At 71.1% G+C, this 13,015-nt stretch carries 12 protein-coding genes; 6 read left to right on the top strand and 6 right to left on the bottom strand.

All coding sequences use genetic code 11. The features are described 5' to 3' along the window. Positions 1-48: 48 nt before the first annotated feature. The 3 genes from AC3EN4_RS14035 to AC3EN4_RS14025 form a co-directional block, all read right to left on the bottom strand. Complete coding sequence (locus AC3EN4_RS14035) at positions 49-1,839, bottom strand: 3-hydroxyacyl-CoA dehydrogenase family protein (protein ID WP_435206309.1); 1,791 nt, start codon at positions 1,837-1,839, stop codon at positions 49-51. Positions 1,840-1,957: 118 nt separating this feature from the next. Further along, a complete protein-coding gene (locus AC3EN4_RS14030) occupies positions 1,958-3,148 on the bottom strand; it encodes an alpha/beta hydrolase (RefSeq protein ID WP_435206308.1) in 1,191 nt (396 codons plus the stop codon). Positions 3,149-3,241: 93 nt separating this feature from the next. Beyond that, the gene (locus tag AC3EN4_RS14025) at positions 3,242-3,658 is read right to left on the bottom strand and encodes an FHA domain-containing protein (RefSeq protein ID WP_422736637.1); all 417 of its coding nucleotides are present in this window, start codon (positions 3,656-3,658) and stop codon (positions 3,242-3,244) included. Positions 3,659-3,914: 256 nt separating this feature from the next. On the opposite strand from AC3EN4_RS14025, the gene AC3EN4_RS14020 reads away from it, so the two are divergent. Together AC3EN4_RS14020 and AC3EN4_RS14015 are read left to right on the top strand one after the other, a co-directional pair. Continuing rightward, positions 3,915-5,411: an aldehyde dehydrogenase family protein gene (locus AC3EN4_RS14020; protein ID WP_435206307.1), complete on the top strand. Its 1,497-nt coding sequence runs from the start codon at positions 3,915-3,917 to the stop codon at positions 5,409-5,411. Positions 5,412-5,490: 79 nt separating this feature from the next. After that, positions 5,491-6,150 carry a methyltransferase domain-containing protein gene (locus tag AC3EN4_RS14015; protein ID WP_435206306.1) on the top strand — a complete coding sequence of 220 codons (660 nt, stop codon included), beginning with the start codon at positions 5,491-5,493 and terminating at the stop codon, positions 6,148-6,150. Positions 6,151-6,157: 7 nt separating this feature from the next. On the opposite strand, the gene nucS is transcribed toward AC3EN4_RS14015, so the two are convergent. Continuing rightward, entirely contained in the window at positions 6,158-6,817 is a 660-nt protein-coding gene (gene nucS, locus AC3EN4_RS14010; RefSeq protein ID WP_422736640.1) for an endonuclease NucS, read from the bottom strand. Positions 6,818-6,888: 71 nt separating this feature from the next. Here nucS and AC3EN4_RS14005 point away from each other — a divergent pair, with 71 nt between their 5' ends. Further along, positions 6,889-7,506: a DUF4126 domain-containing protein gene (locus AC3EN4_RS14005; protein WP_435206305.1), complete on the top strand. Its 618-nt coding sequence runs from the start codon at positions 6,889-6,891 to the stop codon at positions 7,504-7,506. 66 nt (positions 7,507-7,572) lie between these two features. Here the strand turns inward: AC3EN4_RS14005 and AC3EN4_RS14000 are convergent, their stop codons facing one another. Beyond that, positions 7,573-8,133, bottom strand: a complete 561-nt coding sequence (locus AC3EN4_RS14000) for a hypothetical protein (RefSeq protein WP_435206304.1) — start codon at positions 8,131-8,133, stop codon at positions 7,573-7,575. A gap of 697 nt (positions 8,134-8,830) precedes the next feature. Here AC3EN4_RS14000 and AC3EN4_RS13995 point away from each other — a divergent pair. After that, on the top strand, positions 8,831-9,127 hold the full coding sequence (locus tag AC3EN4_RS13995; RefSeq protein ID WP_435206303.1) for a DUF1540 domain-containing protein: 297 nt from the start codon (positions 8,831-8,833) through the stop codon (positions 9,125-9,127). 17 nt (positions 9,128-9,144) lie between these two features. Here the strand turns inward: AC3EN4_RS13995 and AC3EN4_RS13990 are convergent, their stop codons facing one another. Continuing rightward, complete coding sequence (locus tag AC3EN4_RS13990; protein WP_435206302.1) at positions 9,145-11,145, bottom strand: protein meaA; 2,001 nt, start codon at positions 11,143-11,145, stop codon at positions 9,145-9,147. Positions 11,146-11,296: 151 nt separating this feature from the next. On the opposite strand from AC3EN4_RS13990, the gene AC3EN4_RS13985 reads away from it, so the two are divergent. Together AC3EN4_RS13985 and AC3EN4_RS13980 are read left to right on the top strand one after the other, a co-directional pair. Then, a complete protein-coding gene (locus tag AC3EN4_RS13985) occupies positions 11,297-12,148 on the top strand; it encodes an ABC transporter ATP-binding protein (RefSeq protein WP_435206301.1) in 852 nt (283 codons plus the stop codon). Beyond that, positions 12,145-12,990 (top strand): ABC transporter permease, encoded by an 846-nt coding sequence (locus tag AC3EN4_RS13980; RefSeq protein ID WP_435206300.1) that lies wholly within the window; start codon positions 12,145-12,147, stop codon positions 12,988-12,990. The genes AC3EN4_RS13985 and AC3EN4_RS13980 overlap by 4 nt, the downstream gene beginning before the upstream one ends. Positions 12,991-13,015: the final 25 nt, after the last annotated feature.

Below are 13,015 nucleotides of genomic sequence, written 5' to 3'. Positions count from 1 at the left end.
CGGTCCGACGGGCGGGACGGCCCGGGCGGTCATCAGGTCGCTCGCTTCTCAGCGGTGCGAGTGGTCGCGGAAGCCGCGACGGGTCTTGCGGCCCAGGTAGCCGGCGGTGACCAGGTGTTCCAGCAGCGGCGCGGGCGCGAAGCCCGGCTCGCGCAGCTCCAGGTACAGCTCCCGCTGGATCGCCAGCGAGACGTCCAGCCCCACCACGTCGAGCAGTTCGAACGGGCCCATCGGGTAGCCGCAGCCCAGCTTCATGGCGTGGTCGATGTCGTCGGCCGTCGAGTAGCTGGCCTCCAGCATCTTGACCGCGTCGTTCAGGTACGGGAAGAGCAGCGCGTTGACGATGAACCCGGACCGGTCGCCGCAGACCACGCCGGTCTTGCCCAACGCGGCGGAGACCGCCCGCGCGGTCGCGGTGGTCTCCGGGGAGGTGCGGATGGTCCGGACCACCTCGACCAGCGGCATGACCGGCGCCGGGTTGAAGAAGTGCAGGCCCACCACGTCGGCCGGCCGCTGGGTGGCCATCGCCACGTCGATCACGGGCAGCGACGAGGTCGTGGTGGCCAGCACCACGCCCGGCTTGCAGATCTCGTCGAGGCTGGCGAAGAGCGCCTTCTTGACGCTCAACTCCTCGACGACCGCCTCGACCACCAGGTCGACGTCGGCGAGGTGGTCGAGGGTGGCCGTCCAGGTGATCCGGCCGAGCGCCGCGTCCCGGTCGGTCTCGGCGAGCTTGCCCCGGACCACGCCCTTGTTCAGCGACGTCTTCACCGCCTCGCACACCGCCGCCGACTTCTCCGCGCCCCGGGTCACCGAGACGACCTCGTACCCGGCCTTGGCGAACACCTCGATGATCCCGGTGGCCATCGTCCCGGAACCCACAACGCCCACCTTCGCGATGGCGCGCGCGCCGTCGGCGAGCGCGGCGTCCGTGGCCGGCGGCGTGTTCTCGTCGGGTACGACCTTCGGCGAGCCGGGCCGCTCGTAGGTGTAGAAGCCGCGGCCGGACTTGCGGCCGAGCAGTCCCGCCGTGACCATCTGCTTGAGCAGCGGCACGGGGGCGTGCCGACGGTCCCGCCCGCCGCGCCGGTACATCGTGTCCAGGATCTCGTACGCGGTATCCAGGCCGATCAGGTCCATCAGCGCCAGCGGGCCCATCGGCAGACCGCAGCCGAGCTTCATGGCGGCGTCGATGTCCTCCCGGGTCGCGTAGTGCGACTCGACCATCGCGACCGCGTGGTTGAGGTAGCCGAAGAGCAGCGCGTTGGCGATGAAGCCGGCCCGGTCGTTGATGGTGACGTCGACCTTGCCGAGCCGGGCGCACAGCGCCTCGACGTCGGCCACCACCTCGGGCGCGGTGACCACCGTGCGGACGACCTCGACCAGCTTCATCACCGGGGCCGGGTTGAAGAAGTGGATGCCGATCACCTGGTTGGGCCGGCTGGTGGCCACCGAGATCTCGGTGACGCTCAGCGACGAGGTGTTGGTGGCGAGGATGGTCTCCGGCTTGCAGACCCGGTCCAGCTCCGCGAAGATCCGCTGCTTGAGGTCCAGGTGCTCGGGCACCGCCTCGATGACCAGGTCCACCGAGTGCAGCGCGTCCAGCCCGACCGCGAAGTGCACCCGCTCGTGCAGCGCGTCCCGGTCCGCCACGGCGAGCTTGCCCTTGGCGACGGCGCGGTCGGTGGATCCGGCGAGGGTGGCCCGACCGCGCTCCAGCGCCGGCTCGGAGATCTCGACCGCGACGACGTCGATGCCGTTGCGGGCGAAGACCTCGACGATGCCGGCACCCATGGTGCCCAGCCCCACCACACCCACGGTGCTGAACTCGCGCGCCACGACCGGCCTCCCCAGACACTCCGCACGGCCCTGAACGGCCGCTAAGGCTTTGCGCGCGAGTCTGCCACGTGCCGCAGGCTTGTCGAGACGCCGTGGGATATTTCACCCACCGTGCGGCCTATCCGGCCTGCGCGTCGGTCAGTGCCAGCAGCTCCGCCACGAACTCCCCCGGACGCTCGATGTGCGGGCTGTGCCCGCAGCCGGGCAACACCACCTCGCGGTACGTCCCGTCGGCCGCCGCGTACCGCTCCAGCACCGCCCGGGTCTGGCCGACCATCGGCTGCGGCGGGCAGGACTCCGCACCCGGCCAGCCCGGTACGACACCCAGCGAACCCAGGTACGGCAGATCGAACAGCGACGTGTCCGACACGATCACGTCGGCGTCCCCGCGCACCCAGGCGATCTCCGGCTTCTGGGCGACGGCCACCAGCTCGTCGGCGATTCGGAACCAGGTCGGGGCGAGCGCGTTGAGGACGCCACGCTCCCCCGGCGCGGTACCCGGCCAGTTCGCGGAGGGCACCGCCGTACCCGGATAGTTGTCGTCGCCGGTCGCCGTGGACAGCACGCTGTCCAGCAGCAGTTCCTCGTCGTCGCCCAGCGAGGCTGGGTCGGCCACGTACGCGGCACGCAGCACCGCGCGCGGGCTGGCCGGCGCGTCGGCGCCCCGGTCGCCCTCGACGAGCCGCGCGACGAAGTCCCGGTTGGCCGTGCCGGCGCCGGTACCGGCGAAGTCGGGCGTGGTCGGTGTACCGATCAGGTCGCGCGTGCCACCGAAGCCGTACGGCGACACCGGCGCGGACAGCAGGAGCGCGCCCACCCGGTGTGGATGGTCGACCAGCAGCCGCATGGCCACTCCCCCGCCGAGGGAGTGCCCGACCACGACCGGTCGGGCCGCACCACCGGCGTCGGCGCTGCCGCTGACGTCGGCGCTGCCGCTGGCGTCGGCGCTGCCGCTGGCCTCGGCGCTGCCGCTGGCCTCGGCGCTGCCGCTGGCCTCGGCGCTGCCGCTCGTGCCGGTCGGGAACAGCGTCGGGTCGTCCAGCAGGGCGGCGACGTCGTCGGCGAAGTCCCGCAGGCCCCGGGTGGCGTCCACCGCGGCGGTCGCCGAGTCGCCGAACCCGCGCAGGTCGGGCGCGACGACCCGCAGCGTCGGTGGCAGTCGCCGGATCAACGGCTCCCAGAACAGCGCGGAGGAGCAGTTGCCGTGGACCAGCAGCACCGGGGTACCGTCCGGCGGGCCGCCGACCCGTACCGCCTGGCGTATGCCGTTCGCCGTCACGATCCGCTGCTCGGTTTCCATCCGCGGCATGCTGCCACGCCGGTCCACGCCGGTCCAGGTGTCGGACGGCCATCCGCCGGCATCGCCGGAGTGTGGCCGACCGCCAGGATCGCCCCGGTGGAGTCAGCGGCGGGCGCCGGGTGGTGTCGCCAGCGGCAGCGGCAGCGTCGGTCGGACGTCTCGCCGGGACACCCCGAAGCTGAGCCCGACCGGGTCCGTGTGGGCCACGCCCGGATCGAACAGGCGCAGCTCGGTACGGCCGAGCCGGATCACGTCACCGTCGCTCAGGCGTTCCACCTCGGTGATCCGGCGGTCGTTGAGCCAGGTGCCGTTGGTCGAACCCAGGTCGCGCAGCGACGCGCCCTCGGGGGCCAGCCACACCTCGGCGTGCCGGCGACTCAGATGCGGGTCGTTGATCACCACGTCGCCGGTCGGCGCCCGACCGATCACCTGCGGCTCGCCCCGCAGCCGAAAGCTCGCTCCGCGCATCGGCCCACCGGCGACCGTCAACAACGGCATCAGTTCCGGATGTTCCTCCATGGACAGTCAGCCCTCCACCCCACACCGTTACTCCGCGCGTCAGCTTGCCATCAGACAGTAATCGTCAATACCGACCAGCCGGTCAGCTCCTCGTCACCTCCCGGCCACCCGGCGTTCGACGATTCGGCCGGCCGCCCCCTGACATCCGGCACCTGACCTGCACTGATCAACGAGCGGGCCGGCGGACCCGACGTCCAACCCGGCGACCCGAAATCGTGGCCTACCGGTGAGTAATGTTCGGGTCTAGACTTCCGCCATGACGGCTGTGCATGTCCCCGGCACCCCCCTCATCGAGGCGCGCGAGCTGGTCTCCACCAGTCCGGCCACCGGCGTGGAGGCCGGCCGCCTGCCGGTCGCCACCGACGCGGACGTACGACAGGCCGTCGAGCGGGCCCGCGCCGCCGGCGAGTGGTGGGCCGGTCTGGGCTTCGTCGGCCGTCGCCAGCGACTGCTGCGCTGGCGCGCGCTGCTCGCCCAACGCGTCGAGCAGCTCGCCGAGTTGATGCACGTCGAGGGTGGCAAACCGGTCGCCGACGGCATCGTCGAGATCGCCAGCGCGCTCGAACACATCGACTGGGCCGCCCGCAACGCGCGCCGGGTGCTCGGCCCGCGCCGAGTGCGGTCCCGGCTCGTCCTCGCCGAGTTCTCCGCGCACCTGGAATACCAGCCGCACGGCGTGGTGGGTGTGATCGGGCCGTGGAACTACCCGGTCCTCACCCCGATCGGCTCCGCCGCGTACGCCCTGGCCGCCGGCAACGCCGTCGTGCTCAAGCCCAGCGAGTACACGCCCGTCGTCGGCCAGTGGCTGGTGGACACGTTCGCGGAGGTGGTGCCGGAGCAGCCGGTGTTCACCGCCGTACACGGGCTCGGCGACGTCGGTGCGGCGCTGTGCCGCTCCGGGGTCGACAAGGTGGCCTTCACCGGCTCCACCGCGACCGCCCGCAAGGTGATGGCCGCCTGCGCCGAGACGCTGACGCCCGTGCTGATCGAGGGCGGCGGCAAGGACGCGATGATCGTCGACAGCGACGCCAACCTGGACGCCGCCGCCGAGGCGTGCGTCTGGGGCGCGATGACCAACGCCGGCCAGACCTGCATCGGCATCGAGCGCGTCTACGCCGTCGAGCCGGTCTTCGACGCCTTCGTCGACAAGGTGGTGGCCCGCGCCGGCCGGTTGACCGTCGGGCCGGAGGGCGCCGACATCGGCCCGATCACCATGCCCGGCCAGATCGACGTGATCCGCCGCCACATCGAGGCCGCGGTCAGCTCCGGCGGTCGCGCCGTGCTCGGGGGCCCGGACGCGGTGCAGCCACCGTACGTACATCCGACCGTGCTCGTGGACGTACCGGAAGAGTCGGCCGCCGTCCGCGAGGAGACCTTCGGCCCGACGGTGACCATCAGCCGGGTCCGCGACGCCGACGAGGCCGTCGCCCGCGCCAACGCCCTGTCGTACGGCCTGGGGGGTTCGGTCTTCGGCCGCCGGCGTGCCGTGTCGATCGCGCGGCGCCTGCGCTCCGGTATGGCCTCGGTCAACTCCACGCTGACCTTCGCCGGCATGTCCACCCTGCCGTTCGGCGGCGTGGGCGACTCCGGCTTCGGGCGGATCCACGGCGCGGACGGCCTCCGCGAGTTCGGCCGCGCCAAGGCCATCACGCGACGTCGGGCGCGGTCGCTGCTGCCGTCGATGACCTTCGAGCGCACCCCGGCCGACGTGGCACGCCTCGTCAAGGCGATCAAGGTGATGTACGGCAGATGAGTGTCGGATAGCCGATCTGGGCCCGGATCGGTGTATCCACATGTTTAGCAGTTGTACGCGCGGCGGTACATTGCGTTAAATGGGCCCCAATCGATTGCGCCACCGCCTTGTCGACAGTGACCAGTCGTGGAGCGCTCGGCAGCGGCGCCGTCGTTCGGAATGGCTGGCGCGCACCTTTCCCGACATCGCCGACATGCACGTCGTCGACCTCGGTGGCCGGCTCGGCACCTGGCAGCGCGCCAGCGTCCGGCCGGCCCGCGTCACGGTGGTCAACCTGGAACAACCGCCCGCTGCCGTACCCGAGTGGGCCCATGTCGAGCAGGCCGACGCCTGCGACCTGCCACCCCAGGTCACCAAGGGCGCCTTCGACCTGGTCTTCTCGAACTCGGTGCTGGAGCACGTCGGCGGGCACGAGCGACGGCTGCGGTTCGCCGCCGCGGCCCGGTCGCTGGCCGACCGGCACTGGGTGCAGACGCCCTACCGTTACTTCCCCATCGAGCCGCACTGGATCGCGCCCGGTATGCAGTTCCTGCCGATCCGGATGCGCACGGCGCTCGCCCGCCGTTGGCCCCTCGGCCACAAACCGACCCGCAGCCACGAGGCCGCCATCCACCAGGTGCTCTGGACCGAACTGCTGGACCGTTCGCAGATGCGCCACTACTTCCCCGACTCGACGATGCTCATCGAGCGGGTCTTCGGCCTGCCGAAGTCGTTGATCGCGGTACGGACCGGGCGGTGAGCCGGGGTCAGAAGAGGGTCAGCTCGTCCTTCTCGATGCCCCGCAGCCGGTCGTAGTTGACCACCACGCACCGGATGCCCCGATCGGCGGCGAGCACCCGGGCCTGCGGCTTGATCTCCTGCGCGGCGAACACACCGGTCACCGGGCTGAGGAGCGGGTCACGGTTCATGAGTTCGAGGTAGCGGGTCAACTGCTCCACGCCGTCGATCTCGCCACGCCGCTTGATCTCGACGGCGACGGCGGCGGAGTTCGCGTCCCGGCACAGCAGGTCCACCGGGCCGATCGCCGTCATGTACTCGCGGCGGACCAAGGTGAACCCCTCGCCCAGCACGGTCGGGTTGGCGGCCAGCAACTCCTGTAGGTGCGCCTCCACCCCGTCCTTGCGCAGGCCGGGATCCACACCCAACTCGTACGAGGTGTCCTGGAAGACCTCCTCCAGGGTGATCCGCAACTCCTCGCCGGCCTTGTTGACCACCCGCCACACGCCGGGGGCCTCCTCCAGCCGGCACGGCGGACTCATCCAGTTCAGCGGCTTGTACGCCCGGTCGTCGGCATGGATCGACACCGAGCCGTCCGCCTTCACCATCAACAGCCGGGTCGCCGGCGGCAGGTGAGCCGAGAGCCGTCCGACGTAGTCCACCGAGCACTTCGCAATGACCAACCGCACCCGACGAGGGTAGCCGAGCAGCCCGCAACCGCCACCGAGCGGCACTGGCGCGTCGGTGCGATGCTGAGACCGTGTTCGAAGTTCTCACCGGCACCGGCCTCGCCGCCTCGGCAGGGCTGAACGCCTACATACCCCTGCTCGTCCTCGGCCTGCTCGGCCGCTACACCGACCTGATCGACCTGCCCAACGGCTGGACGTGGCTCGGCAACGGCTGGGTCATCCTCATCCTGGCCGTCCTGCTCGCCGTCGAGATGGTGGCGGACAAGGTGCCGGTGGTCGACCACATCAACGACGTGGTGCAGACCGTCGTCCGACCCACGGCCGGTGGCCTCGCTTTCGGGGCCGGCTCGTCGTCGGAGACCGTGACGGTCAGCGACCCGGGGAGCTTCTTCTCCAGCCACCAGTGGGTGCCCGTCGCCACCGGCGTACTTCTCGCCTTCGGTGTGCACCTGCTCAAGTCCGCCGCGCGCCCGGTCATCAACGCGACCACCGCCGGGTTCGGCGCCCCGGTCGCCAGCACCGCCGAGGACGCGACGAGCGTGGTCATGTCCCTGGTCGCGGTCATCCTGCCGGTGCTCGTACTCGCCTTCCTGGTGGGCCTGGTCGTCTTCGTCTACTGGTTCCTCCGTCGACGCTCCGAACGACGCCGGGAACGCGAGGCGGCCCGCGCCGCCGGCTTCCGCGTCTGACCTGCTTTTCTGTGTAGACGGCGATGGCCGGCACCCTTTGTCGGGTGCCGGCCATCGGTGTGTTCGTCAGCTGTTCCAGTAATGGCCGACCAGGTCGGTGGCCTGCTGCTCCCACTGGGCGTACGCGTCGGGGTAGGCGGAGACCTGGACGGTCTGGGCGGCGTCGGTCAGGGGCATGTCCTGCCAGCCGTCAACCTGGCGCAGGCCCTTGAGGAACGCGGTGGTGGAGTACTCGGGGTTGGTGATCTGCTCCGGGGTGCCCCAACCGCTCGACGGGCGCTGCTGGAAGAGGCCCAGCGAGTCGTGGTCGTTCATATCGCCGAGGTGGCCGAGGTTCTCCAGCTTGGACTCCTGCAGGCTCGTGGCGATCGAGATGACCGCGGCGCGCTCGGGCAGGCCGGCCTTCTTGGTGGCGGCGATGATGGCCTTGGCGTTGGCGGTCTGCTCACCGTTGAGGGTGATGTGCGACTGGTCGCCCTGCGGCTTCGGGGCGGCGCTCTGCACGGCCACCGCGACCGGCTTGGCGTCGACGGGGTTGGCGTGGGCGGCGATCGGGCCGGCGAAGACGCCACCGGCGAACGCGAGACCAGCAACAGACAGCATGCTCTTGCGGAAGATCGTGTTCATGGGGTTGCTCCTTCGGGGGTAGGAAACACCCACGCGTTTCAGGGGGATGCGGGGGTGTTCAGCACCTCGTCCGGGCGCTTGCACAAAGTCTTTGAGGGGGCGGCGGCCTGCGAGCGGGGGCTCGGGCGCCGCGGACCGGGTTCAACGACCCGACGGTCGGGGTCATTCCCGGGGGCTTGGCGGCCTGCGGGCGGGTTGCTCGTGGCGGCCGGTCCGTGTGTAACGACCGGCGTTCCGGGATCATTCCCGCAGGCGGGCGGCCCGTGTGGTCCGCTCGTGCCGGGGCCGGGTGCAACGACCGGCGGCCCGGGGTCATTCCCCGGGGTCCTTTGCTCTGCTTCAACCCGCGCAACACCCAGTGTCCGGATATCGGACGCTAGCTGTTGCGTCCGTTGAAGCAGAGCAAAGGGACACGACGCGAACAGGCACACCCTCGCGGGTGGGCATCGACCCCCGACCCGCGATGATCACGAGCCCACCCGCTCACCCCCACATGGCCCATCACCGGACATAGTGCCCAACCGACGCCGTCTGCGGCAGTCTGCGGGGTGCGTCCGGGCGGTGATCCACACGAGATCGCCGAACTCGGGGTATCCGAGGCCGGTTGATACCCCCAGATCGGCGATGTCGAGTCGATCATGCCGAACTCGGGGTGGCAAATGCCTAATATCGGGGCAAGACACTAGAGGAGGTCGACGTGACCGCTGCGATGGAGATGCCCCGGGTCCAGGAGTGCGTGGTGGCCGCGTGCGCGTACAACCAGGGCGGTGACTGCCACGCCTTCGCGATCACCATCGGCAGCCTGGACCACGCGCACTGCCACACCTTCGTCGAGTCACCGGTGCGGGGCGGGGTGGACGGCCTCACCGCGCAGGTGGGCGCCTGCCAGCGTGCCGACTGTCGGCACAACGAGCAGTTGGAGTGCCACGCCTCGTCGATCAAGGTCGGCCCGGACAACGACCTGGCCGACTGCATGACGTACGCCGGTCGCTGACCCCTGCGACCACCCGCTCAGGGCAGGTCGTTGGCCTGCCGGATGACCGTCACCAGGTCGTCGATGATCCCGGTGAGGGCGAAGTCCTTCGGGGTGAAGACACGGGCCACCCCGCCGGCGAGCAGGGTGTCGGCGTCACCGGCGGGGATGATGCCGCCCACCACCACGGGCAGGTCCGCGCGGCCGGCGGCGCGCAGCCCGTCGAGCACCGCGGGTACGGCCGCCAGGTGCGAGCCGGACAGCACCGACAGCCCGACCAGGTCGACGTCCTCCTCGACGGCGGCGGCCACGATCTGCCCGGCGGTCAGCCGGATGCCCTGGTAGACCACCTCGAAGCCGGCGTCGCGGGCGCGTACGGCGATCTGCTCGGCGCCGTTGGAGTGTCCGTCCAGGCCGGGCTTACCGACGAGCAACCGCAGCCGTCCGCTGCCCAGCTCGCGGGCGGTGGCGGCGACCCGTTCGCGTACCGCCGCGAGACCCGCGTCGCCGCCGCTGCCGGTGGCGCCGGACAGGCCGGTCGGCGCCCGGTACTCACCGAAGACCTGGCGCAACGCGCCCGCCCACTCCCCGGTGGTCACCCCGACCCGCACACAATCCAGGGTCGCCGGCATGAGGTTGGCGGTGGTCGCGGCGTCCGCGCGGAGCCGGGCCAGTGCGGCGTCGACCGCCGCGTCGTCCCGCCCGGCACGCCATTCGCGTACGGCGGTGACGGCGGCCGCCTCGACCATGGGATCGACCTGTTCGACGGCCTCCGCGCCCGCCGCCGTCAGCGGGGACGGTTCGGTCTCGGCGAAGCGGTTGACGCCGACCACCACGTCGACGCCGGACTCCAGCCGACGGCGGCGCTCGGCCAGCGAGGCGACCAGTGCGCTCTTGAGATAGCCCGTCTCCACGGCGGCCACCACGCCGCCCATCTCCAGCACGGCGTCCAGCTCGACCCGCGCCCCGGTGACGATCTCGTCGACGAGCGCGGTCATGACGTGCGAGCCGGCGAAGAGGTCGGGGTATTCGAGCAGGTCCGACTCGTACGCCAGGACCTGCTGCATGCGCAGCGACCACTGCTGGTCCCAGGGACGGGGTAGACCGAGCGCCTCGTTCCAGGCGGGCAGTTGCACGGCCCGGGCGCGGGCGTCGCGGGACATGGTGACGCCGAGCATCTCCAGCACGATGCGCTGGATGTTGTTCTCCGGCTGCGCCTCGGTGAGGCCGAGCGAGTTGACCTGTACGCCGTAGCGGAACCGCCGCTGCCGGGCCTCGGTCACGCCGTACCGGTCCCGCGTGATCTCGTCCCACAGCACGCCGAACGCGCGCATCTTGGCGATCTCCTCGACGAAACGCACGCCCGCGTTGACGAAGAACGAGACGCGCTGCACCACGTCGCCCATCCGCTCGGCGGGCACCTGACCGGAGTCACGGACCGCGTCGAGGACGGCGACGGCGGTGGCCAGCGCGAAGCCGACCTCCTGCACGGGCGTCGCGCCGGCTTCCTGGAGGTGGTACGAGCAGATGTTGACCGGGTTCCACCTCGGCATGGTGGTCAGGGTGTGCGCGATGACGTCGGCGCTCAGCCGCAGCGAGGCCGCCGGCGGGAAGATGTACGTCCCCCGCGACAGGTACTCCTTGATGATGTCGTTCTGGGTGGTGCCGGAGAGCAGGTCGGCGGTCGATCCCTGTTCCGCCGCCACGGTGCCGTAGAGGGCGAGCAGCCACATCGCCGGCGCGTTGATGGTCATCGAGGTGTTCATCTCGGCGAGCGGGATGCCGTCGAACAGCGCCCGCATGTCGCCCAGGTGGGCCACCGGCACGCCGACCCGCCCGACCTCACCGGCGGCCAACTCGTGGTCGGGGTCGTACCCGGTCTGGGTGGGCAGGTCGAAGGCGACCGACAGGCCGGTCTGCCCCTTGGCGAGGTTGCGGCGGAAGAGCGCGTTGGTGGCGGCGGCCGACGAGTGGCCGGCGTACGTGCGCATGACCCAGGGGCGATCCCGCTCGGGCAGCCGGCTCGGCGTCTCATCCATTTCCGGAGTCTAAGTTACCGTTCAGTAGAAGGAGCTGTGGAAAACCACACAGGTCCATGTCGGGGACGCCCGGGTGCGAAGCGCCCGCGGTGGCGCGGACCGCCACACCCCGGGCACCCGCCGCTTGTCGCCAGGCCGCACACTTGACGTCATGGATGATGAGCTGGCCATCTCCGTCCGTGGGCTGCGCAAGGCGTACGGCGACAACGTGGCCGTGGCGGGTGTGGATCTCGACGTCCACCGGGGCGAGGTGTTCGCGTTGCTCGGCCCGAACGGCGCGGGCAAGACCACCACGGTGGAGATCCTGGAGGGCTACCGGCGCCGGGACGCCGGTGAGGTGGCCGTGCTCGGCGCGGACCCGGCCCGACCGGACGCCGACTGGCGCTCGCGGGTCGGCATCGTGTTGCAGGGCACCGGCGAGTTCGACGAGCTGACCGTGGCCGAGGTGGTCCGGCACTTCTCCGGCTTCTACCCGGACGCGGACGATCCCGCCAAGGTGATCGAGCGGGTCGGGCTGGCCGCGAAGGCGAAGGCCCGTACGCACACCCTCTCCGGCGGGCAGAAGCGCCGCCTCGACGTGGCGCTGGGCATCATTGGCCGCCCCGAACTCCTCTTCCTCGACGAGCCGACCACCGGCTTCGACCCGGAGGCCCGCCGCGAGTTCTGGGAGCTGATCCGCGACCTGGCCGCTGCCGGCACCACTATCCTGCTCACCACCCACTACCTGGACGAGGCGGAGGCGCTCGCCGACCGGGTCGGCGTGATCGCCGGCGGCCGACTGATCGAGGTGGCCACGCCCAACCGGCTCGGCAACCGGCAGGAGGCCCTGGCGACGGTCTCCTGGCGTACCCCGGAAGGGGCTTGGGAGAGCGCGCAGAGCGCGACGCCGACGGCCCTGGTGGCCGATCTGGCCGCGCGTTACGGCGGCGAGGTCCCCGGGCTCACGGTGACCCGGCCGACTTTGGAGGACGTCTACCTCACGATGATCGGACACGCGCGATGACGACCACGACGAAGCCGGCCACGCCGATCGCCGCGACCCCGGGCCGGCGGCCGGGCGCGGGCGCGCTCGCCCTGCGCCAGGGCCGACTGGAGATCACGCAGTTCCTGCGCAGCCGGGAGTCCGTGGTCTTCACGATGGGCTTCCCCATCATCATGATCCTGATCTTCGCGTCGATCTTCGACGGGACGATCGGCGGCGGGGTCAAGTTCACCCAGTACTTCATCACCGGCATGATCGCGACCGGCCTGATGACGGTGAGCTTCCAGAACCTGGGCATCTGGATCCCCATCGAGCGGGACCGGGGCGTGCTCAAGCGCTACCGGGGCACGCCGATGCCGAAGTGGGTCTGGTTCGCCGGCAAAGTGATCATGGTGGTGGCGATCGGGATCGCCGAGACCGCGCTGCTGCTGGCCGTCGCGGTGGCGCTGTTCGACCTCGACCTGCCCGGCACCGCCGGGAAGTGGTTCACCTTCGGGTGGGTCTCCGTGCTCGGGGTGACCGCGTGCACGCTGTGCGGCATCGCCATCTCGTCGCTGGCCCGTACGGCCCGCAGCGGCTCGGCGGTGGTCACCCCGGTCGCGCTGGTGCTCCAGTTCATCTCCGGGGTGTTCTTCGTCTTCACCGACCTGCCCACCTGGATGCAGCAGGTGGCGGCGCTGTTCCCGCTCAAGTGGATGTGCCAGGGGCTGCGGGCGGTCTTCCTGCCGGAGAGCTTCGGCGCGCAGGAGCCGGGCGGCTCGTTCGAGCTGGGACGGGTCGCGCTGGTGCTGGCCCTGTGGTGCGTGATCGGCCTGGCCCTCTGCCTGACCACCTTCCGCTGGACCACCAAGCGCGACGGCTGAGCGGACGACCGGGGCGGGCAGCCCG

Source organism: Micromonospora sp. bgisy143, from assembly GCF_057708145.1.
The sequence above is the reverse complement of the archived record's forward strand: the minus strand, read 5'-3'. Positions and strand labels throughout refer to the sequence as shown.